Genomic DNA, 22683 nt, shown 5'->3' on the forward strand with positions numbered 1-22683 from the left:
CTGTGGGCATGAATTATATAGATGCCGGGATGTTAAAGAATGCATTTCTGGCTGGAGCAAAGGGCCTGGAGGCCAACAAGGAATGGATCAATGAGCTGAACGTATTTCCTGTTCCAGATGGAGATACCGGTACGAACATGACGATGACGATTCTGTCAGCCGCCAGAGAAGTGGCAGCCGTTGAAAATCCGACGATGGAGGCGCTGGCGAGAGCGATTTCCTCCGGTTCCCTGCGTGGCGCACGAGGCAATTCCGGCGTTATCCTTTCACAGCTCTTCCGCGGATTTACGAAAGAGATTAAGACGGTAGATGTCATTACGACGAGTGTTCTCTCAGACGCATTTAACCGTGCGACGGAGACAGCTTATAAGGCAGTTATGAAGCCGAAGGAAGGTACGATTCTGACGGTTGCCAAGGGAATGGCGGATAAAGCGGCAGAACTGGCACCGCAGACCGAGGACGTACTTGAATTTTCAGAGAAAGTATTGGAGTACGGCGAATATGTTTTAAGCCAGACACCGGAGATGCTTCCGGTTCTGAAAGAGGCAGGTGTAGTGGATTCTGGCGGACAGGGTCTGATTCAGGTTATCAAGGGCTGTATTGAGGGCTTAAAAGGAAAAGTCGTGGATATCGACGCGGCAGTTACTCCGTCTGTATCGGGAAATAGAGCGGCAAAAACAGCAACAGGCGCCGGAAGCACGCAGGCAGCGGATATCCGTTTTGGTTATTGTACGGAATTTATTATCAATGCAGAAAAACCGGCGGATGAGACGACAGAGCAGGAACTGAAAGATTATCTGAGCACGATCGGCGACTCCCTGGTAGTTGTGGCAGATGATGATATTGTCAAGATTCACGTTCATACAAACGATCCAGGTCTGGCGATTCAGAAAGCACTGACCTACGGTTCCCTGTCCCGCATCAAGATTGACAATATGCGTGAGGAACATCAGGAGAAACTGATCAAAGATTCCGAACGTCTGGCGGCACAGCAGAAGGCAGAAGAGGAAGCCAAAGAGAAGAAGGAAGAACCACGCAAGAAATATGGATTTATCGCCGTATCGGTCGGAGAAGGTCTTTCTGAGATTTTCAAGGGCATCGGCGCTGACTATATCATCGAGGGCGGACAAACGATGAATCCGAGTACGGAGGATATGCTGGAAGCAATCGAAAAAGTCCATGCCGAGACAGTTTACATTCTGCCGAACAATAAAAATATTATTCTGGCGGCAGAGCAGGCAAAGAGCTTGTCAGAAGATACCAAGGTATATGTAGTTCCGTCCAAGACGGTTCCGCAGGGTATCACGGCGCTGATTAATTTTGCTCCGGATCTGACGGCGGAAGAAAATATGGAACAGATGACCGAGGAGATGAGCCACGTTAAGACCGGTCAGATTACCTACGCAGTCCGCAATACATCGATCGATGGTATGGAGATCGCAGAGGGCGATATCATGGGGATCGGCGACAGCGGCATGCTGGCAGTTGGCAAGAATATCGAGGAGACCGCGATGGAGTCACTTCGTAAGATGGTAGATGATGAGTCTGAGCTTGTGACGATCTATTATGGTGAGGATGTCACGGAAGAGGACGCAGAGGCATTCTGTGAGAAAGCCCGCAAAGAATTTACATCCTGCGAATTTGAATGCCAGAATGGCGGGCAGCCGATTTACTATTATATGATTTCGGTAGAGTAGATTTAGGTCGTTTAAAGTGATTGAAATGCGTTAAATGAATCTGCACTATTGGCTGAGAAAATGCAGATAACGAGAAAATGAATTTTCTATGTGATAGCGCAGATAAAACATTTGACGTATAAAACAAAATAATTCATAAGTATGAAATGAGGCAGGTCAGGGGAGAGATCCCTGCGTCCTGCCTCTCTTTCATTCCAATGTATTCCCGGATTTTTTGTCCGGTAACTGTCCGCGTGGCTGATTTTCCGGAGAATATTCTGAAAAGCAGGAGGAGATAAATGGAACAGCAGAATATAACCGCTGTCAAGGGCATCGGTGAAAAGACGGCAAAGCTATTTCAAAAAATAGGCGTGGAAACGGTGGAAGAACTGCTCCATTATTATCCGCGTGCTTATGATGAGTTTAAGGAACCGCAGCCGATCGCGGAACTGAAGGAAGATACGATCGCGGCAGTCAGCGGAATCCTGGCAAAAACGGCGGATGTGGTGCGGTATGGAGCGCGCCTGCAGGTTACGACGGCTGGATTGCGGGATAGCGGAGGCACACTGGCGCTGGCATGGTACAATATGCCCTATCTGCGCGGGACGCTCAAGGCGGGGGAACGCTTTATTTTCCGTGGCCGTGTGGTAAAAAAACGGGGAAGACTTACGATGGAGCAGCCGGAGATCTACCGCCCGGAACAGTATGCGAAAGTCGTGTCGTCTATGCAGCCGGTTTACGGACAGACGAAGGGACTTGGCAATAAGACGATCGCAAAGGCAGTCACGGAAGCCCTCACGATGCGCCAGATGGAACGGGAATATCTGCCGGCTGGTCTGCGGGAAAAGTACGGATTGGCGGAAATCAACTATGCGCTGGAGCACATCCATTTTCCGGCAAACCGGGAAGAACTGATGTTTTCCCGGAAACGTCTTGTGTTTGATGAATTTTTCATATTCCTGATGTCAGTGCGCCTGCTCAAAGACAAAAAAGAAGATAAAAAGAGCGCATATCCATTTACGTTTTCTGGGGAAATGGCGTCGGTGGAAGAGCGCCTCCCATATGCTTTGACCGGGGCACAGAAAAAGGTAATCCGGGAGGTGTACGCCGATTTGTCCGGCGGGCATATCATGACCCGATTGATTCAGGGCGACGTTGGTTCGGGTAAGACGATTGTGGCGATTCTGGCGTTGCTGCAGGCGGCGGCAAATGGATATCAGGGGGCGCTGATGGTGCCGACGGAGGTACTGGCGCGCCAGCATTACGAGTCGATGACCGAATTGTTTGCGTCGCTGGGAATCACATATCGTCCGGTGCTTCTGACCGGTTCGATGACAGCGAAGGAAAAACGGCTTGCCAGAGAGTCGATTGAAAATCATGAGGCAGATATCGTGATTGGAACCCACGCGCTGATTCAGGAAAAAGTGGTGTACGACAATCTGGCATTGGTAATCACGGATGAACAGCACCGTTTTGGAGTGGCACAGCGGGAAATGCTGAGCAAAAAAGGCGGCGAGCCGCATGTGCTTGTCATGAGTGCGACGCCGATCCCGCGGACGCTGGCGATTATTTTATATGGGGATCTTGATATTTCCATCATCGATGAACTTCCGGCAAACCGGCAGCCGATCAAGAACTGTGTCGTGAACCGTGAATTTCGCCCGAATGCCTACCGTTTCATCGAAAATGAAGTCCGCGCCGGCCGTCAGGCATACGTCATCTGCCCGATGGTCGAGCCGAGCGAGATGCTGGAGGCAGAGAACGTCATCGATTATACCGAAGAGCTGCGCCGCGCCCTGTCCCCGTCGATCCGGGTGGAATATCTGCACGGAAAGATGAAGGGAAAAGAAAAAAATGCGATCATGGAAGCATTTGCGGCAAATGAGATTCATGTACTGGTATCCACCACGGTCATCGAGGTCGGAATCAATGTCCCGAATGCCACCGTTATGATGATCGAAAATGCCGAGCGTTTCGGTCTGGCGCAGCTCCATCAGCTCCGCGGCCGTGTCGGTCGAGGAAAAGACCAGTCCTACTGTATCATGGTCAACGCCTCCGGCGAAGAAGACGCCGGAAAGCGGCTGGATATTCTCAACAAGTCAAACGACGGCTTTTACATTGCCTCCGAAGACCTGAAACTGCGCGGCCCCGGCGACCTATTTGGCGTCCGCCAGAGCGGTGATCTCGAATTCCATTTAGCAGATATATTTGCAGATGCAGATATATTGAAGGCAGTTTCGGATGAAGTGAAGAAATTAATGGATAAAGATCCGCTGTTGGAGGCGGAGGAGAATCAGGAACTGAAACGGAAGATGAATGGGTATTTAGAGAGAGGATGGGAGAAGGTGAATTTGTGATAGCTGGGGGTCGCGGAAATCAGGCATCTATGATATGGTTAACATTTTTATGGATGATTTACTTGGAGAAGAGGAATATATTCGAGGAAAATCAGAAGTGAAAACACTTCGTTTGTCTGGAGAAAAGAGACAGCAACTCTTAGAAAATCTTCAGACGGTTGAGGTTGTAAATACCAATAGTGCTTTAAAATTATGGAATGTATACTTGAAATCAAGTGCTCCGCTATTAAAGGTTACATTTGATAGTACAACTGCAAAAGATGAGCGAGATGTTACGTTCTTAACACAGATGCATCCACTCGTAAAGCAGGCGGCAGCATACGAAAGTACAAAGTTCCCATGTGAGATTGCATTATCAGCAACATCTGAAGAGATGGCCCCGCAGATCCGCCTGCTGCAGAATGCGGATCAGGAAGTGGTGGATAAGCTCCGCTCGGATATTCTGAATACAATTCCGGCATGGAGAAACCAGATGGTTCTGGCGCTGGGGATTGAGCATACGACCAGGGCATTAAATGCGCAGAATGCATTGGATGAAATGACGAATGAACTGTTTAGAAAAAATGTGGAAACGCTGAAACAGGGGGCGATCGATGCGGCATTGGCGTCTGAGCGCAGCATTGTAGATGTGGAGACGCTGAAAAAGATCAATGAGGACATTATTACATCGATCAATGAAGTTGTAAAAATTCATGAAGAAGGTTCCCAGAAGCGCGTAGAGGCACAGGAAGAACTTGTCAAGATTGAGACAGAGTTAAAGGACGCGTTATTAAAAGCGGGTTCCAGGTAGGATGCTTATGAAGAAACATTTACGAATTACATGGAATGCTCCGGTTGTGCTGAGCATAGTGGCTGTGAGTTTTGCTGCCACGTTATTAAACTACCTCACGGGCGGAAGAAGCGGGATGCTTCTATTTATGACATACCATTCTTCCCTCCTGTCACCGATGACGTGGATCCGGATGTTTGCACATATATTTGGACATGCGGACTGGTCACATTTAATCGGTAATATGAGTTATCTGCTATTACTTGGACCGATGCTGGAAGAAAAATATTCATCGAGGGTTCTTCTGGAGGTTATCTTTGTGACAGCGTTTGTGACTGGACTGGCGAATTATATCCTTTTTCCGGCGACCGCATTGTGCGGTGCCAGTGGAGTTGTGTTTGCCTTTATACTATTATCTTCGTTTACAAATTTTCGCGAGGGTGAAATACCGGTTACGTTCATTCTGGTGGCGGTTCTGTTTATAGGGCAGCAGGTCTGGGATGGTATTACGATTCGGGACAATATTTCCCATATGACTCATATTATAGGGGGAATGATTGGCGGAATGATCGGGTATGGGTTGAATTGCAAATCGCGGGTTAAGTAGATTAATAATTTTTTGTTTCATAGGACGCAATTTCCTATGAAATCAGAAAAACTCCTGCATACACAGAATGAAGATTTATCTGTTTATGCAGGAGTTTTTTGAAATTTACAGCCGTTTATCAGCCGTCAATTCTCATTACATCTGTCCCTCGTTATACCGCTTAATCAGCTTCTGGATCTTCGCAGTCGGTGTCAGTGCGTTCTCCAGAGATACGTTATGGTTCAGGGAGTTGATGATTGCAGCGATAAACTTGCTCATATCAGCTTCTACATACCAGTCACGTTTAAGAAGTTCCGGCGTGTGGTAGTTTAAGTTGGTGGTTACGACGCAGTCGAGGTAACCTTTTGCGAAAAATTCGTCGAATTTCTCAAGTCCGTTGGTGAACAGACCGAAGGTAGCGCATACAACGACGCGTTTTGCCTTGCGCTCTTTGAGGGCGCGGCAGGTGTCCAGCATGCTCTCGCCGGAGGAGATCATGTCATCGATGATGAGAACGGTCTTTCCTTCAACGGAAGAACCTAAGAACTCATGGGCAACGATCGGGTTACGTCCATTGACAACACGGGAGTAATCGCGGCGTTTGTAGAACATACCCATGTCAACACCCAGGTTGTTTGCCAGATATACGGCGCGGGACATAGCGCCCTCGTCCGGGCTGATAACCATCAGGTTGTCCTTGTCGATCTTTAAGGTTTTGTCATGGTTCAGTAATGCCTTGATAAACTGGTAGGTCGGCATGAAATTATCAAAACCGCTTAACGGAATGGAGTTCTGTACACGCGGGTCATGTGCATCGAAAGTAATGATGTTGCTTACGCCCATCTGAATCAGTTCTTCGAGCATCATCGCGCAGTCAAGGGATTCACGACCGCTGCGCTTGTGCTGGCGTCCTTCATATAAGAACGGCATGATAACATTGACACGATGTGCGGTAGCAATGGATGCGCCGATGATACGTTTTAAATCCTGATAATGGTCGTCCGGGGACATATGATTGGTAAATCCGCTCATTTTGTAGGTCAGGCTGTAGTTGGTTACATCGACCATGGCGTAAATATCGGTACCACGGACAGACTCATTGACGATGCCTTTTGCTTCACCGCTTCCGAAACGCGGGCACGCGCAGTCAAGCATGTAGGAATCAGCATCATAGCCGCGGTACTGTAAATTTTCCTGACGCTTTTTCAGGACTTCAATATCGTTGCGGCGGAAATTGATAATGTGGGAGTTGACTTTCTCAGCCAGATCCCGGCAGCTCTCCAGTGCGGCAATTTTAAGCGGCGCAACCGGAAGCGTGTCATTAAACACGTAGTCATTCGACATGATTATACCTCCAAACAGTGTAGGTCCTTCGATGCATGCGGGCAGAGCGTACAAGTTTGTCTGCCATTTGCAGGACATAATACAACTATTTTATACCATTTTACGATAAGAAACGTCAATAGCAAATGAGAAAATTACAAAAAAAATCAAATATTTGGCTTGCTTTTGAAAAAGAATGTGCCTTAGCACATTCTCGCGCCGAGCGCGGTCGCTTGCGACATGTTTCTGCTTCGCGCGAGTGCGCATCCTCGCGGAGCGTTTTTTATTTCATAGGACGCATTTTCCTATGAAATAAAATCCACATCTGCGAATCAGAAGCACAACTTTACAAAAAAGCTGATTACTGTTAATATAATACTGGATTCTTAGGGTTTAAAAATATTTGAAATGAGGATTTTATAAATGAAAAAAGGTCATCTGATAAAATCGGTCGATCCGGGCTCGATTGCGGAGGAAATGGAGCTGGAGCCGGGGGACGTCCTTCTGACGATCGATGGAGATGAGATAGAGGATATTTTTGATTATGAATATAAGATAAACAGTGAGGAGATTACGCTGCTGGTCCGCAAGAAGAACGGCGAGGAGTGGGAACTGGATATCGTAAATGAGTATCAGGATCTGGGGATTACCTTTGAAAATGGTCTGATGAGCGATTATCGTTCCTGCAGGAATAAGTGCATCTTCTGTTTCATCGACCAGATGCCGCCGGGCATGCGTGAGACACTGTATTTTAAGGACGATGATTCCAGACTTTCGTTCCTGCAGGGCAACTATATCACGCTGACGAATATGAAGGATAAGGATATTGAGCGGATTATCCGGTTTAAGCTGGCGCCGATCAATATTTCAGTACAGACGACAAATCCGGAGCTGCGCTGCAAGATGCTTCATAACCGCTTTGCCGGTGAGGCACTCCAGAAAATCGACCGCCTGTATGAGGCGGATATCCCGATGAATGGTCAGATCGTTTTATGCCGGGGCGTCAATGACGGGGCGGAGTTAGACCGTTCGATCCGTGATCTGACGAAATACATTCCGGCGATGCAGAGTGTTTCGGTCGTGCCGGTCGGTCTCTCGAAGTACCGCGATGGTCTGTATCCGCTTGAGCCGTTTACACCGGAGCAGTTGGGCGATACCATTGATTTGATAGAGAAATGGCAGAAGAAGATCTATGCGGAACACGGTATTCACTTCATTCACGCCAGCGATGAGTTTTACATGGGCGCCGGGCGCCCGCTTCCGGAAGCGGATCGCTATGATGGCTATATCCAGCTGGAAAATGGGGTCGGCATGATTCGCCTGATGGAGGAGGAGATAGCCGAGGCGCTGGAGCAGCTGCATCCGGGAGAGGCTGGCGAGGTGTGCCCGGAGGAGATTTCGATTGCAACGGGACGGCTGGCTGCCCCGTATATTGAGCAGTATGTAGAGCGCGTGTGCCGCCAGTTCCCGGGGAAAAAGGTACATGTATATGCGATCCGCAATGACTTCTTTGGTGAGCGGATCACGGTGGCGGGGCTGATCACGGCAAAGGATCTGATTGCACAGTTAAAGGAACAGCCGCTTGGCAGCCGCCTGCTGCTTCCAAGCGCCATGTTCCGAAGCGGCGAGGAGACATTTCTGGATGATCTGACCCGCACGGATGTACAAAATGCTTTACAAGTTCCGGTGGATATTGTAAAATCAAGCGGACGTGATTTTGTGGAAGCAATTCTGGCTCCTGTGAAGGAGGAAAGCTCCAGGCATGGTGAGTATGAGCCGGATCCGGAGGAATTTGCCGCTCAGATGGATGATAACTGGCAGGAAGAAGATCTGGATGGCGTACAGGTGTACGCATATGAGCCGGAAGACCTGGATTAGGATGCCCCGGACGAAGTCGTTTGTTTTGAAGAGGAAGACTCAGATCTGGAGGATGAGAAAGAAATGTGATGGCTGGAAATATAGAGGAAAACGTGCTTTCGGACACACAGAAAGAAAGCGTCTGGATGTGAAATGCATCACAATGAATGAAACAAGTAACTGGACAATAAAAATAGCAGCTGTGGATTTACAAACCAGCTGCGGAGCATGAAAATAAATGGAGGCATAAATATGAAAAAGAAACCGGTGGTGGCGGTCGTTGGACGTCCAAACGTGGGAAAATCCACCCTTTTCAACGTCCTTGCGGGCGATATGATTTCGATTGTAAAAGATACTCCAGGTGTAACGCGTGACCGTATTTACGCGGACTGTACCTGGTTAGACCATGCTTTTACCCTGATCGATACTGGCGGTATCGAGCCGGATACGAAGGATATTATCCTGTCCCAGATGCGTGAGCAGGCGGAGATCGCGATCGCGACGGCGGATGTGATCCTGTTTATCGTAGATGTGCGTCAGGGCATGACCGATTCGGATTCCAAGGTGGCGGATATGCTGCGTAAATCGAGAAAACCGGTTGTTCTGGCGGTCAATAAAGTAGACAATCCGGCGAAATTTGGCAATGATGTCTATGAGTTCTACAACCTCGGTATCGGTGATCCGGTAGCGATCTCGGCAGCCTCCCGTCTGGGACTGGGCGATCTGCTGGATGAAGTTGTGGCACATTTCCCGGAGGGAAGCGGCGACGAGGAAGAGGATGACCGTCCGAGAGTGGCGATTGTCGGAAAACCAAACGTAGGTAAATCTTCTATTATAAATAAGCTTCTGGGTGAGAACCGCGTCATCGTATCGGATATCGCCGGTACGACCCGCGATGCAGTCGATACAGAGATTGTCCGCAACGGTACCGAGTATGTCTTTATCGATACGGCAGGTCTGCGCCGCAAGAGCAAGATCAAGGAGGAGCTGGAGCGCTACAGCATCATCCGTACCGTAACGGCGGTTGAGAGAGCTGATGTGGTTCTGATGGTCATCGACGCGAAAGAGGGAGTAACCGAGCAGGATGCAAAGATTGCCGGTATCGCACATGAGCGTGGAAAAGGTATTATCATCGTAGTAAATAAATGGGATGCGATCGATAAGACCGATAAGACTATTTATGAGTACACCAATAAGATTAAGACCGTTCTGTCCTTTATTCCGTATGCGGAGTTCGTGTTCGTATCCGCACTGACCGGACAGCGTATGAATAAGCTGTTTGAGATGATCGACATGGTGCGCGAAAATCAGACACTGCGTATTGCAACCGGCGTTCTCAATGAGATCCTGGCAGAGGCAGTGGCACTGCAGCAGCCGCCGTCTGACAAGGGCAAGCGTTTAAAGCTCTACTATATGACACAGGTAGCGGTCAAACCGCCGACATTCGTTGTGTTTGTCAATGATAAGGAACTGATGCATTTCTCATATACACGGTATCTCGAGAACAAGATCCGTGACGCATTCGGATTCAAGGGAACTTCCTTAAAATTCCTGATCCGCGAGAGAAAGGGGAAGGATCAATAATGGAACGTCTCATCTGTATTGTGATTGGCTATATCTTTGGTCTGATCCAGTCCGGCTATCTGTATGGAAAGGCGAATCATATGGATATCCGCCAGTACGGCAGCGGAAATGCCGGTTCTACGAACGTCCTGCGTGTGATGGGAAAGAAAGCGGGCGCGATCGTATTTTTAGGGGACTTTTTCAAGGCAGTGTTTGCAATGGCAGTCTGCCGTCTGCTGTTTAAGGAAAATGCGGACGTGGATCTTCTTGCATTGTATGCGGGTCTGGGAGTCACACTCGGTCACAATTTCCCGTTTTACCTGAAATTCAAGGGCGGCAAGGGAATTGCCTGCATGGCGGGCATCATGACAGCGATGGATCTGCGGATTACGCTGACCTGTTTCGTGATTTTCTCCGTGACGGTGTTCCTGACCCGCTATGTATCGCTTGGTTCGATTCTTGTGTCGATCACCTTTTTTGCAGAGCTTGTGATCTTTGAGAGCATGGGTTCCTACCGGGTAAGCACGCCGAACCGCATCCAGTTCTATGCACTGGGCGCGATTCTGATGTGCATGGCGATCTGGCGCCATCGGAGCAATATTGGGCGTCTGTTGTCCGGCACAGAAAACAAACTGGGCGCGAAGAAATCATGAGAGAAGTTTAACAACACTTTACATAGTTGCCATAAGGTAATTGTTCACAGGTGGGCACTTTTGGAACCGAAAGTGCCGTAAGAAAACGTGGTGGCAGCAGGAATTTGCCGTATTTAAATGCGAAGCCACGGCAAATTCCGTTACTGGGCACGTATGCATGAACAGTAACGTCATAAGTAGTGGGAATGTATAAAAATTTCCAAATAACATTGACCTGTAGAGAGAAGAAGAGAGAAAAGCAGGTCGGGAGGTATCAGGATGGCAGCAGTAGGAATTATCGGAGCCGGAACCTGGGGCACAGCCCTGGCGGTGCTTCTGAACAATAATGGGCAGGATGTGACAATCTGGTCCGCATTTGATACAGAGATCCAGGAAATGAGCCGCACCAGACGGCACAAAAATCTGCCGGAGGTTGTACTTCCGGATCCGATCCAGATGACAGCTGATCTGCGCACCGCGATGGCGGAGAAGGATATGCTGATTATGGCGGTTCCGTCCGTCTATGTCCGCAGTACGGCGGCGAAGATGAAGGAATACCTGCGTTACGGTCAGATTGTCGTGGATGTGGCGAAGGGAATCGAGGAGCAGAGTCTTATGACGATGTCGCAGGTCATCGAGGAGGAACTTCCGTTGGCGGAGGTAGCCGTCCTTTCCGGACCGAGCCATGCCGAGGAGGTGAGCCGGGGACTTCCGACTACCTGTGTGGCAGCGGCGCACCGCAAAAAGACTGCCGAGTTCATGCAGAGTGTGTTCATGAGTCCGGTGTTCCGCATTTACACCAGCCCGGACATGCTGGGCGTCGAGATTGGTGCGGCTCTTAAAAATGTCATTGCGCTGGCAGCCGGTACAGCGGATGGGCTGGGATGCGGCGATAACACGAAGGCGGCGCTGATCACCCGCGGAATTGCGGAGATTGCCCGTCTGGGTATTGCAATGGGCGGAAAACAGCAGACCTTCTACGGATTATCCGGCATCGGTGATTTGATCGTAACCTGTGCGAGCATGCACAGCCGCAACCGCCGGGCGGGTATCCTGATTGGAAAGGGATACACGATGGATGAGGCGATGAAGGAAGTGCAGATGGTTGTCGAGGGCGTTTATTCTGCGAAAGCCGGTCTTCTGCTGGCACAGAAATACGGCTGCGATATGCCGATCGTTTCCCAGGTCAATCAGGTGCTGTTTGACGGAAAATCTCCGAAAGAGGCGCTGGCGGATCTGATGATGCGCGATCCGCGGATCGAATCGAGCGATCTTCCGTGGGAAGGATAATTCAGGCGGCAGCCGTTTTTCTGAATTTGAGTGATAAAATTCGGAAAAATAGCAATGAGATCTACTATGTTTTTCTGGAAAATGCAGGTGTCTGTGTCAGACGGACAAAACTTGTGAAAAGTGTTTACTATAACCCGTAAGAATATCTAATATAACTACAAGATCTGGAAAAGAGAGAATTTAGCGCAAAAAGTCGAAAATCCGCTAAATTCCCTCTTTTTTAAGTGGTTTTTGTATTGACAATTAGAGGGGTAAAATTTATAATTGCCTCATTCAAATAGTTGCTGTATTCCATTGCAGCATAGAATTGGAGGAGAATATTATGAAAAAAAGAGTAGTTAGTCTTGGACTGGCAGCCATGATGGCGATGTCTATGACCGCTTGCGGTGGCTCTGGAAATGCGAGCACTTCTGAATCAGCGGCAGAAGACGCACAGGGCGCAGAGGGAGCTGACGGCGAAGTATTTAAAATTGGCGGTATCGGACCGATCACCGGTGCGGCTGGCGCTTACGGCGAGGCTGTAAAGAATGGTACTGAGCTGGCAATCAATGAGATCAACGAGGCTGGCGGTATCAATGGTTACCAGGTAGCGTTCAACTTCCAGGATGATGAGAATGATCCGGAGAAGGCGATCAACGCATACAATACCTTAAAAGACTGGAACATGCAGATGCTTCTTGGTACCGTTACTTCCAAGCCGTGTATCGCAGTTGTAGCAGAGACAGCAGCAGATAACCTGTTCCAGCTGACTCCGTCCGGATCTGCTGTTGAGAGTATTTCCGGCGACAACGCATTCCGCGTATGCTATTCTGATCCGGATCAGGGACGTGCATCCGCTCAGTACATCGGCGAGCACAAACTGGCAACCAAGATCGCTATCATCTACGACAGCTCCAGCGAGTACTCCGATGGTATCCGCGAGTCCTTCGTAGCAGAGGCACCGAATCAGGGTCTGGAGGTAGTAGCCAGCGAGGCATTTACATCTGATAACAATACCGATTTCTCCGTACAGCTTGATAAAGCAAAAGAGTCCGGCGCTGATCTGGTATTCCTGCCGATCTACTATCAGGAGGCATCTGTTATCCTGAAACAGGCAAACGATAAAGATTTCCATCCGCAGTTCTTCGGCTGTGATGGTATGGACGGTATCCTGAGCGTTGATGGCTTTGATAAGTCCTTAGCAGAAGGTCTGATGCTTCTGACTCCGTTCTCCGTAGACGAGGAGTCCAGCCAGGACTTCGTAACTGCTTACCGTGATGCTTACGGCATCGACCCGCTTCAGTTCGCAGCAGATGCTTACGACGGCGTATATGCAATTAAGGCAGCTGCAGAGAAGGCAGAGATCACACCGGATATGAGCGCTTCCGATATCTGCGATGCACTGAAAACAGCTATGACTGAGATCCAGATCGATGGTCTGACCGGTACAGAGATGCACTGGACGGCAGAAGGCGAGCCGCAGAAAGCGCCGAAAGCTGTAGAGATCAAAGACGGCAAATATGAGATGATGCAGTAATTAAAAATTTAAAAACTGCAGAACCGTTGCGGCTATATGTATGTAGCTCTGATGGGACTGTTACTGGATGTCCGGCGGCACAGATGGCTGCCGGGCATTTAGTAACAGCTTTCTTTTTAAAACGGTTCACTGCACATGCTTGCCTGCGACGACGACTGGGTGTTTGCTTTCTGCGGACTGCGAGACGGTCATGTTTGTTCTGCTAAATTCGGTCACAGGTAAACATGTGCAGCGAAATGCGTGTACAGGGAAATGCGAAAACGTAGAAACAAAGAGGTAGGTGTATACATATGAGTTTTCTTTCTTATTTAATCAATGGCATCAGTCTGGGAAGTGTCTATGCGATCATTGCACTGGGCTACACCATGGTTTATGGCATCGCGCGTATGCTGAACTTCGCACACGGCGATATCATCATGGTAGGCGGTTTCACAGTGTTTACGATTGTCACAACGATGGGCGGTTCTCCGGTTGTGGGTATTCTGGCTTCGGTGGTTGTGTGTACAGTGCTGGGCGTTACGATCGAGCGAGTTGCATACAGACCGTTGCGTGACGCGTCCCCGCTGGCAGTTCTGATCACCGCGATCGGTGTCAGTTATCTGCTCCAGAACGTGGCGCTTCTGATTTTTGGTTCCAATGCGAGACAGTTTACATCAGTTATTACTGTACCGGCATTAAAGCTGGCTGGCGGCAAGCTTTCGATCTCCAGTGTCACGATCGTGACGATTTTAAGCTGTATCGTGATTATGGCTGCCCTGATGACATTTATCAACAAGACGAAAATGGGGCAGGCGATGCTGGCGGTTTCTGAGGATCGCGGTGCGGCAACCTTGATGGGTATCAATGTAAACCGCACGATCTCCGTAACCTTTGCGATTGGTTCCGCCCTGGCGGCAGTAGCAGGCGTGCTGCTCTGCTCGGCGTACCCGTCCCTGTCTCCGTACACCGGTTCCATGCCGGGTATCAAGGCATTCGTGGCAGCGGTATTTGGCGGTATCGGTTCGATCCCGGGCGCATTTATCGGCGGTATCCTGCTTGGTATCATTGAAAACCTTGCCAAGGCGTATATTTCCTCCCAGCTTTCTGACGCGATCGTATTCTCTGTCCTGATTATCGTGCTTCTGGTCCGCCCGACCGGTATTCTCGGCAAGAAGATGACGGAGAAAGTATAATAGAGAAAATTATACGATGGTTCATGCCGGGGACTTTTGAAACGGAAAGTGCCGTGTGAAAACAAGATGGTGCATGAACTGCAATAAGCAAGAGAAAGTGCAGGTGTTTAAAATGAACGCATATAAAAATAAAATTCGGATTCAGAATGCGATCACATATGCGATTGTAATCGGCTGTTACATTCTGATTCAGATTATGATGGCAGGCGGCCATGTAAACAGTCTTTTAAAGGGTATTCTGGTTCCACTTTGTACCTATACGATTTTGGCGGTTTCCTTAAACCTCACGGTTGGTATCCTCGGCGAGCTGAGTCTGGGTCATGCCGGATTCATGTGTGCGGGTGCGTTTTCAGGTGCATTTTTTAATCATGCCATGAAAAATGTGATCGCAAGCAACCAGGTACGCTTCATTCTGGCGCTTTTTGTCGGTGCGGCGGTAGCGGCGGTATTTGGTATCCTCATCGGTATTCCGGTTCTGCGTCTGAAAGGAGACTATCTGGCGATTGTAACGCTGGCATTCGGTGAGATTGTTAAAAATATTATCAATGTTCTGTACGTCGGCATCGACGGAAACGGCATCCACGTTTCCATGAAAGATGTAGCTTCCTTAAAGCTGGCAGCGGACGGTCAGGTGATCATCAAGGGTGCACAGGGTATCACAGGTACACCGAAGACGGCGACCTTTACGATCGGCATTATACTGGTACTTCTGACCCTGTTTATTGTATTGAATATCATCAATTCCCGGACAGGCCGTGCGATCATGGCGATCCGCGATAACCGTATTGCGGCAGAGTCTGTGGGTATCAATATCACGAAATACAAACTGATGGCATTTACCATCTCTGCTTCCTTAGCCGGTGTGGCAGGCGTTCTGTACGCACACAACCTGGCGACGCTGGCAGCGACCCCGAAAAGCTTCGGTTATAATATGTCCATTATGATCCTTGTATTTGTGGTTCTGGGCGGCATCGGAAATATCCGTGGTTCCATGATCGCGGCGGTTATCTTAACCCTGCTTCCGGAGATGCTTCGAAGCCTCAATAATTACCGTATGCTGATTTACGCGGTCGTCCTGATTGTAATGATGCTTTTGACCTCCAGTCCGAAGGCGATCGAGGTCCGCGGGCGCATCTTTTCATCATTCCGGAAAAAGAAGACAGAAGGGGAGGCGTAAATCATGGCAATGCTGGATGTAAAAAATTTAAGTATTTCTTTTGGCGGTCTGAAAGCGGTCGATGATTTCAGCATCACGATAGAAAAAGGACAGCTCTACGGCCTGATCGGACCGAACGGCGCTGGTAAAACGACTATTTTCAACCTTTTGACGGGCGTGTACAAGCCGGATGGCGGACGGATTCTGCTGGATGGAAAGGACATTACCGGTCACAAGGCAATCCAGATCAATCAGGCAGGCATCGCGAGAACCTTCCAGAATATCCGTCTGTTCAAGGAGCTGAGCGTGCTTGACAATGTAAAGGTTGGTCTTCACAACCATCATAAATATTCTACGCTGAGCGGCATTCTGCGTCTTCCGTCCTATTACAAGGTTGAGAAAGAGATGGATGAGCGCGCGATGGAGCTTTTGAAGGTGTTTGACCTCGACAAAGAGTTTGATTATAAGGCATCGAACCTCCCATACGGCAAGCAGAGAAAGCTGGAGATCGCCAGAGCGCTGGCGACCGAGCCGAAGCTTCTGCTTCTTGACGAGCCGGCAGCCGGCATGAACCCGAATGAGACGGCAGAGCTGATGAAGACGATCCGTTTCGTGCGCGATCATTTTGATATGACCGTACTTCTCATTGAGCATGATATGAAGCTGGTCTCCGGTATCTGCGAGCGCCTGACGGTCTTAAACTTCGGTCATATGCTGGCAGAGGGACCGACCAGTGAGGTACTCAGCAATCCAGAAGTTATCAAAGCATATCTGGGAGAATAGGGGGAAGTTTCGTATGTCAATGCTGGAAGTAAAAGATTTACAGGTATATTATGGTGTGATACAGGCACTCAAGGGAATTTCCTTTGAGGTAGAACAGGGCGATGTGGTAGCGCTGATCGGTGCCAACGGAGCCGGAAAGACGACGACGCTTCACACGATCACGGGTCTGCTGCCGTCCAAGGCAGGCAATATCACATTTGAGGGAACGGATATTACCCATGTACCGGGCTATAAGCTGGTATCAATGGGAATCGCCCACGTGCCGGAGGGGCGCCGTGTGTTCGCTTCCCTGACGGTTCTCCAGAACCTGAAAATGGGTGCGTATACGAGAAATGACAAGAAGGAAATTGAAGATACGATCGAAATGATTTACAAGCGTTTCCCGCGTCTGAAAGAGCGCAAGAACCAGCTTGCCGGAACTTTGTCCGGCGGCGAGCAGCAGATGCTTGCGATGGGACGCGCCCTCATGAGCCACCCGCGCCTGATCGTTCTCGACGAGCCGTCGATGGGTCTGTCCCCACTCTATGTTAATGAGATTTTCGATATTATCCAGGAAATCAACAAGGACGGAGTGACCGTTCTTCTGGTCGAGCAGAATGCGAAAAAAGCGCTCTCCATTTCCAATAAAGCATATGTGCTTGAGACGGGCAATATCGTTCTGAGCGGTGATGCGAAAGAACTGATGAATAATGAGAGAGTGAAGAAGGCTTATCTGAGCGAATAAAAATGTTCTGTGAGCCGGAGCTTTCCAAATGGGAATATTCATAACCCCCTTATGGTCTGAATACATTGTATCAGCAGACCAAGGGGGTATTTTTATGGATCATTTTAATGTATACAGCGATATCCAGGCGCGAACCGGCGGCGAGATCTATATTGGGGTGGTTGGTCCGGTTCGGACAGGGAAATCGACCTTTATTAAGCGCTTTATGGAACTTCTCGTCCTTCCGGGGCTGGAAGATGTCCATGCCCGCGAGCGCGCCCGGGATGAACTTCCCCAGTCTTCGGCGGGGAAAACGATCATGACAACGGAACCGAAATTTATCCCTAAAGAGGCGGCAAAGCTCTCGCTTGGGGACGGTGTGGAGGTGCGGGTTCGCCTGATCGACTGCGTCGGTTTCATGGTGGAGGGCGCTGCCGGTCATATTGAAAACGAGAAAGAACGCATGGTGCGGACGCCGTGGTATGAGGAGGAGATCCCATTTACAGCGGCAGCCGAGCTGGGAACGCGCAAGGTCATCACGGATCATTCGACGATCGGGCTTGTGGTTACGGCGGACGGCAGTTTCGGGGAGTTGAAACGGGAGAATTATGTTCCGGCGGAAGAGAAGACCGTGCAGGAACTGAAAAAACTGGGAAAGCCGTTTCTGGTGCTTTTAAACTCGCAGAAACCATATTCGGAGGAGACGCGGGCGCTGGCAGCCCGGATGACCGAAAAATATGAGGTGCAGGTGCTCCCAGTCAACTGTGAGCAGCTGCGCGCCGAGGATATCCGGGAGATTCTGGGGCAGGTGCTTCTGGAATTCCCGGTCACGGAGATCGATTTTTCGATTCCGAAATGGCTGGAGATTCTGCCAAACAGCCATTGGCTTAAATCGGAGGTCATACAGGCAGTCCGGGGGATGATGGATCGGACGGTACATATGCGCGATGTGGCGTTGGCGCTGCCGGAGGAAACCGGGGAAGCGATCCGCCGGATCCGGATTGTATCAATGAAAATGGATGATGGCAGCGTTCAGGCGGTGGTCGAGCTGGACGACGGGCATTATTATCAGATCCTCAGCGAGTATGTGGGAATGCCGATCGAGGGCGAGTACCAGCTGATGCAGACCTTGAAGCGGTTGGCGTCGATGCAGAGCGAGTATGAAAAGGCATCCGTGGCACTCACGCAGGCGCGCAAGAAGGGCTATGGGGTTGTCACGCCGGAACGCGGGGAGATCGTTCTCGATGAGCCGCAGGTGGTGCGCCACGGCAATAAATATGGAGTCAAAATGAAAGCACAGGCGCCGTCCATCAATCTTATCAAGGCGCAGATTGAGACTGAGATCGCGCCGATTGTGGGAAATGAACAGCAGGCAGAGGATTTGATCCGATACATCCGGGAGAATGCTGGAAAAGGTGAGGAAGGCATCTGGGAAACCAATATTTTTGGAAAATCAATCGCCCAGATCGTCGATGACGGGATTCAGGCGAAGATCTCCCAGCTCACTGAGGACTGCCAGGTGAAGCTGCAGGATACGCTGCAGAAAATCATCAATGACAGCAATGGGGGGATGATCTGTATTATTATATAATAGAATGGGTCTGGCTCTTGTTGGGAAAATGGTGCGTTGTCTGGAATGGGAATGTGGGACAAATAAGGTGATTTTATGAAAATCTTATCGAAACTTTATCGGGGAAATTGCAAAATTGTCAGAAATCAGTTATAATGAAGCTAATAGCAAAAACACTTTCCGCAAGGGGTATGCGGAAACACAAACGACAGAACAGGGGGCTGATTTTATGAGGCTTACATTTATCGGTGCGGATCATGAGGTTACAGGCAGCTGTCATTTTCTGGAGGCATGCGGGCTGAATATTCTGATTGACTGCGGTATGGAACAGGGGATCAACAAGTATGAAAATGCAGAACTTCCGATTCCGTATTCGGATGTGGACTATGTGTTGGTGACGCACGCCCATATCGATCATGTGGGATTGCTTCCGCTTATCTATGCGAGGGGATTCCGCGGACAGATTATGGCGACGCGCGCGACCTGCGATCTGTGTGATATCATGCTGAAAGATTGCGCCCATATCCAGGAGTCAGAAGCGGAGTGGAAAAACCGGAAAGCCATGCGTGCCGGAAAACCGGAGGTGACACCGATTTACACGATGAACGATGCAGAAGGGGTACTGCATCACTTTGTCCCCTGCAATTACAATGAGATTATCCGTCTGAATGACAATCTGGAGATTCGGTTTGTCGATGTGGGACATCTGCTTGGTTCGGCTTCGATCGAGATCTGGATGAAGGAAGACGATTGTTCCAAGAAGATTGTATTTTCAGGTGATATCGGTAACAAAAACAAGCCGCTTATCCGCAGCCCGCAGTACATCCGTCAGGCGGATTATGTTGTCATGGAGAGCACTTACGGCGGTCGGTTCCACAAGAATACAGGCGATCACGTGGAAGAATTTGCCCGCGTGATTCAGGAGACGCTGGATAAGGGCGGTAATGTCGTGATCCCGGCATTTGCGGTCGGCAGAACGCAGGAAGTGTTGAATTACATCCGTATTATCAAGGAGAAGAACCTTGTAACCGGGCACGGCGTATTTCCGGTTTACTTAGACAGCCCGATGGCGGTGGAAGCGACCGGCGTGTTCAAGGACAATATGATGGATTGCTACAATGAGGAGACGAAGGAGCTGGTAAAAAAGGGCATCAATCCGATTTCTTTCCCGGGTCTGCATCTCTCGATCACCAGCAGCGATTCCGTTGCAATCAACTTCAACGAGGAACCGAAGGTTATCATCTCGGCAGCCGGCATGTGTGATGCGGGCCGTATCCGCCATCATCTGAAACACAACCTCTGGAGACCGGAGTGTACGATTTTGTTTGCTGGCTATCAGGCAGTCGGCACACTGGGACGCAGCATTACTGAGGGACGCGAGGAAGTGAAGCTGTTCGGTGAGTCGATCGAGGTCAAAGCACGGATCGAGAAGATCGAGGGCATCAGCGGTCATGCGGACGAGACCGGGCTTTTGGAGTGGGTTGGCAGTTTTATGGAAAAACCGTCCCAGGTCTTCGTGGTACACGGCGATGACACAGTGTGCGATGCATTTGCAGAGACGGTCAAGGGGACTTACGGCATCAATGCGATGGCTCCGTTCTCCGGCAGTTCCTACGACCTGAAAGAGGGATGCTTCGTGACTGTTACGAAGGGTATTCCGATTCAGAAACCGGCAGTGAACGAAGCAACGAAGAAAGCGGCTGGTGTATTTGCCCGCCTGCTGGCAGCCTGCGACCGCCTGCGCCGTGTTGTTATGCATAACGAGGGCGGGGCGAACAAAGATTTAGCACGTTTTGCCGACCAGATCAACTCGCTCTGCGATAAGTGGGACCGCTAAGCTTCAATAATAGACATAAAGGAGATTTCTGACTTGAAAGTAACTATATACACAGACGGCGCCGCCCGCGGCAATCCAGATGGTCCGGGCGGATTTGGAACCGTCATTCACTATGTAGATCCGGCAGGAAAACTGCACACGAAAGAGATTTCCGGCGGCTACAAACGAACTACGAACAACCGTATGGAGCTGATGGCAGCCATCGCCGGTCTCGAGGCGCTCAACCGTCCCTGCGAGATCGAACTCTATTCAGATTCCCAGTATCTCGTCAACGCTTTTAACCAGCACTGGATCGAGGGTTGGATCAAAAAGGGCTGGAAACGCGGCAAAAATGAGGAGGTTAAGAATGTAGATCTATGGAAGCGCCTGCTCGCTGCCAAGGAACCCCATCAGATTTCGTTTTTCTGGGTGAAGGGGCATAATGGGCATCCGGAGAATGAGAGATGTGACTTTTTGGCTACTTCGGCGGCGGATGGGGACGAGCTGATGGTGGATCCGGGGGTATAGCTCGTTACTGCTCACACATGTGTGCCCAGTAACAGGATTTTGCCGATGCTTCGCATTCCAAATCGGCAAAATCTGCATCCGGAACTGTATTGTACGGAATTTTCAGTTCAGAAAATTCCTACCTGTGAGTAGTTGCTATAACAACCCTTACGATATGTTTACATCTTTCGATCATCTATTTTCAAACCGTCTTAAATGTGCTATTTTAAAATTATCAAGTGAACAGGAATAGCAAAGGCGGTTGAGAGTAATTTGAAAAATAAAGGAATGATCGCTGCCCTCGGTCTGATTCTGGTGCTGGGGATCGTGACGACGGCGGCAACGCGGCGTTATATCCGGGAGCAGGCGGGAAGTGAGAGAAGCCTGACGGTCGGACCGGAGGCGATGTATGAGGCGGAACCATTTGCGGCGGAAGCAGCGGAAAATGGTCTGGCGGAGGATGCGCCGGAGCCATCTTCTAAAAAAATGGCGCATGCGGAAAGCGTGGGGACAGAAGATAGAGCCTGTATGCAGGCGGAAGGAGATGTTTCTGTCCAGTCTTTAGGTGAACAAAAGGAAAAACGTGCAGATAATCGGGCGGCTGCTAAGGCGGCAGAGAAGCAGAGCGCGGGCGATGAGTCGGATCATTCTGTGAATACAGGGGCGGTTGTGTCCCCGGTTGAAAATGGAATTGTATCTCCTGCGCGAGGCGCGTCCTCTGGGACAGGTGCAGGCTCGGACCGGACAGCGGAAGATTACCGGAACCGGCTGGGCGAGATCGAGAATACGATTCAAAACCTGGAAAATTCGGGAAGTGCGAATACGACCGACGCGATGCGGGAGGCGGTCGCGTATGAGTACCGGCTCTGGGATGCCGAATTAAATCAGATTTATCAGGCAATCATGGCGGTGCTTCCAGACGAGGAGACAGACACGCTGCGTGGTCTGGAACGCAGATGGATCCGGGAACGTGATACGGCGGCGAAACAGGCGGCGGAGCGCTACAAGGGCGGCACGATGGAAAATGTCGAGTACACGGCGTCGCTGGCAAATTCGACGCGGGATCGGGCGTATGAGCTTTTGGATTTGTATGAATCGTATCTTCCGGCAGAGTAGTGAAAAAATTAGAAAATGGGACTTTTGCGGCATATAGAATTGCGGTAAGGGTCCCATTTTTGCACACTTTTTGTACACTTTTTGTACCGATAAACCTCTTGCGAAATGTAAATTCCTATGATAGGATATAAAGAATGAGGAAAATTTTACTTAAATAGAAGTAACTATAGGAGGAAGCAACGTGAAAAAATACGGTGTGAACGAACTTAGAAAGATGTTCTTAGACTTTTTTGAGAGCAAGGGACATCTGGCAATGAAGAGTTTCTCTCTGGTTCCGCATAATGATAACAG

The 22683-nt window shown here is 49.6% G+C and carries 18 protein-coding genes; 17 read left to right on the forward strand and 1 reads right to left on the reverse strand.

Annotated elements, in window-relative coordinates; translation table 11 throughout:
* Positions 1-2: 2 nt before the first annotated feature.
* The 4 genes from PUQ60_RS04240 to PUQ60_RS04255 all read left to right on the forward strand — a co-directional run bounded on the left by PUQ60_RS04240 (position 3) and on the right by PUQ60_RS04255 (position 5409).
* Positions 3-1697 carry a DAK2 domain-containing protein gene (locus PUQ60_RS04240; RefSeq protein ID WP_270231980.1) on the forward strand — a complete coding sequence of 565 codons (1695 nt, stop codon included), beginning with the start codon at positions 3-5 and terminating at the stop codon, positions 1695-1697.
* Positions 1698-1975: 278 nt separating this feature from the next.
* Complete coding sequence (gene recG, locus PUQ60_RS04245; RefSeq protein WP_273381085.1) at positions 1976-4033, forward strand: ATP-dependent DNA helicase RecG; 2058 nt, start codon at positions 1976-1978, stop codon at positions 4031-4033.
* A 34-nt stretch (positions 4034-4067) separates the two neighbouring features.
* Positions 4068-4823, forward strand: coding sequence for a toxic anion resistance protein (locus PUQ60_RS04250; protein WP_273381087.1), 756 nt, complete (start codon positions 4068-4070; stop codon positions 4821-4823).
* Between the two features lie 7 nt (positions 4824-4830).
* Positions 4831-5409, forward strand: coding sequence for a rhomboid family intramembrane serine protease (locus PUQ60_RS04255; protein ID WP_273381089.1), 579 nt, complete (start codon positions 4831-4833; stop codon positions 5407-5409).
* A gap of 135 nt (positions 5410-5544) precedes the next feature.
* Here PUQ60_RS04255 and PUQ60_RS04260 read toward each other — a convergent pair whose 3' ends face one another.
* The gene (locus PUQ60_RS04260) at positions 5545-6732 is read right to left on the reverse strand and encodes a ribose-phosphate pyrophosphokinase (RefSeq protein ID WP_022359714.1); all 1188 of its coding nucleotides are present in this window, start codon (positions 6730-6732) and stop codon (positions 5545-5547) included.
* Positions 6733-7134: 402 nt separating this feature from the next.
* Here PUQ60_RS04260 and PUQ60_RS04265 point away from each other — a divergent pair, with 402 nt between their 5' ends.
* The 13 genes from PUQ60_RS04265 (at position 7135) to PUQ60_RS04325 (ending at position 22392) form a co-directional block, all read left to right on the forward strand.
* The gene (locus tag PUQ60_RS04265) at positions 7135-8589 is read left to right on the forward strand and encodes a DUF512 domain-containing protein (protein WP_118467626.1); all 1455 of its coding nucleotides are present in this window, start codon (positions 7135-7137) and stop codon (positions 8587-8589) included.
* Between the two features lie 231 nt (positions 8590-8820).
* Positions 8821-10152, forward strand: coding sequence for a ribosome biogenesis GTPase Der (der, locus tag PUQ60_RS04270; RefSeq protein ID WP_118472304.1), 1332 nt, complete (start codon positions 8821-8823; stop codon positions 10150-10152).
* Positions 10152-10784: a glycerol-3-phosphate 1-O-acyltransferase PlsY gene (plsY, locus tag PUQ60_RS04275; protein WP_118684394.1), complete on the forward strand. Its 633-nt coding sequence runs from the start codon at positions 10152-10154 to the stop codon at positions 10782-10784. Before der ends, plsY begins: the two co-directional genes overlap by 1 nt.
* 258 nt (positions 10785-11042) lie before the next feature.
* Positions 11043-12053, forward strand: coding sequence for an NAD(P)H-dependent glycerol-3-phosphate dehydrogenase (locus tag PUQ60_RS04280; protein ID WP_022359709.1), 1011 nt, complete (start codon positions 11043-11045; stop codon positions 12051-12053).
* A gap of 322 nt (positions 12054-12375) precedes the next feature.
* The gene (locus PUQ60_RS04285; RefSeq protein WP_273381411.1) at positions 12376-13569 is read left to right on the forward strand and encodes an ABC transporter substrate-binding protein; all 1194 of its coding nucleotides are present in this window, start codon (positions 12376-12378) and stop codon (positions 13567-13569) included.
* A gap of 290 nt (positions 13570-13859) precedes the next feature.
* Positions 13860-14741, forward strand: coding sequence for a branched-chain amino acid ABC transporter permease (locus tag PUQ60_RS04290; protein WP_022359707.1), 882 nt, complete (start codon positions 13860-13862; stop codon positions 14739-14741).
* A 112-nt stretch (positions 14742-14853) separates the two neighbouring features.
* Positions 14854-15918, forward strand: coding sequence for a branched-chain amino acid ABC transporter permease (locus tag PUQ60_RS04295; RefSeq protein ID WP_022359706.1), 1065 nt, complete (start codon positions 14854-14856; stop codon positions 15916-15918).
* A 3-nt stretch (positions 15919-15921) separates the two neighbouring features.
* Entirely contained in the window at positions 15922-16680 is a 759-nt protein-coding gene (locus PUQ60_RS04300; RefSeq protein ID WP_022359705.1) for an ABC transporter ATP-binding protein, read from the forward strand.
* 13 nt (positions 16681-16693) lie between these two features.
* The gene (locus PUQ60_RS04305; RefSeq protein WP_022359704.1) at positions 16694-17404 is read left to right on the forward strand and encodes an ABC transporter ATP-binding protein; all 711 of its coding nucleotides are present in this window, start codon (positions 16694-16696) and stop codon (positions 17402-17404) included.
* A 94-nt stretch (positions 17405-17498) separates the two neighbouring features.
* Positions 17499-18974, forward strand: coding sequence for a stage IV sporulation protein A (gene spoIVA / locus PUQ60_RS04310; RefSeq protein ID WP_106999830.1), 1476 nt, complete (start codon positions 17499-17501; stop codon positions 18972-18974).
* Positions 18975-19182: 208 nt separating this feature from the next.
* Positions 19183-20790: an MBL fold metallo-hydrolase gene (locus PUQ60_RS04315; protein ID WP_273380735.1), complete on the forward strand. Its 1608-nt coding sequence runs from the start codon at positions 19183-19185 to the stop codon at positions 20788-20790.
* Between the two features lie 33 nt (positions 20791-20823).
* Positions 20824-21297 carry a ribonuclease HI gene (rnhA, locus tag PUQ60_RS04320; RefSeq protein ID WP_022359619.1) on the forward strand — a complete coding sequence of 158 codons (474 nt, stop codon included), beginning with the start codon at positions 20824-20826 and terminating at the stop codon, positions 21295-21297.
* A 252-nt stretch (positions 21298-21549) separates the two neighbouring features.
* Entirely contained in the window at positions 21550-22392 is an 843-nt protein-coding gene (locus PUQ60_RS04325; RefSeq protein ID WP_118472309.1) for a lysozyme inhibitor LprI family protein, read from the forward strand.
* The last annotated feature ends 291 nt before the right edge of the window (positions 22393-22683 follow it).

The organism is Clostridium sp. AF02-29 (assembly GCF_934835585.1).
Classification (GTDB): Bacteria; Bacillota; Clostridia; order Lachnospirales; family Lachnospiraceae; genus Otoolea; species Otoolea fessa.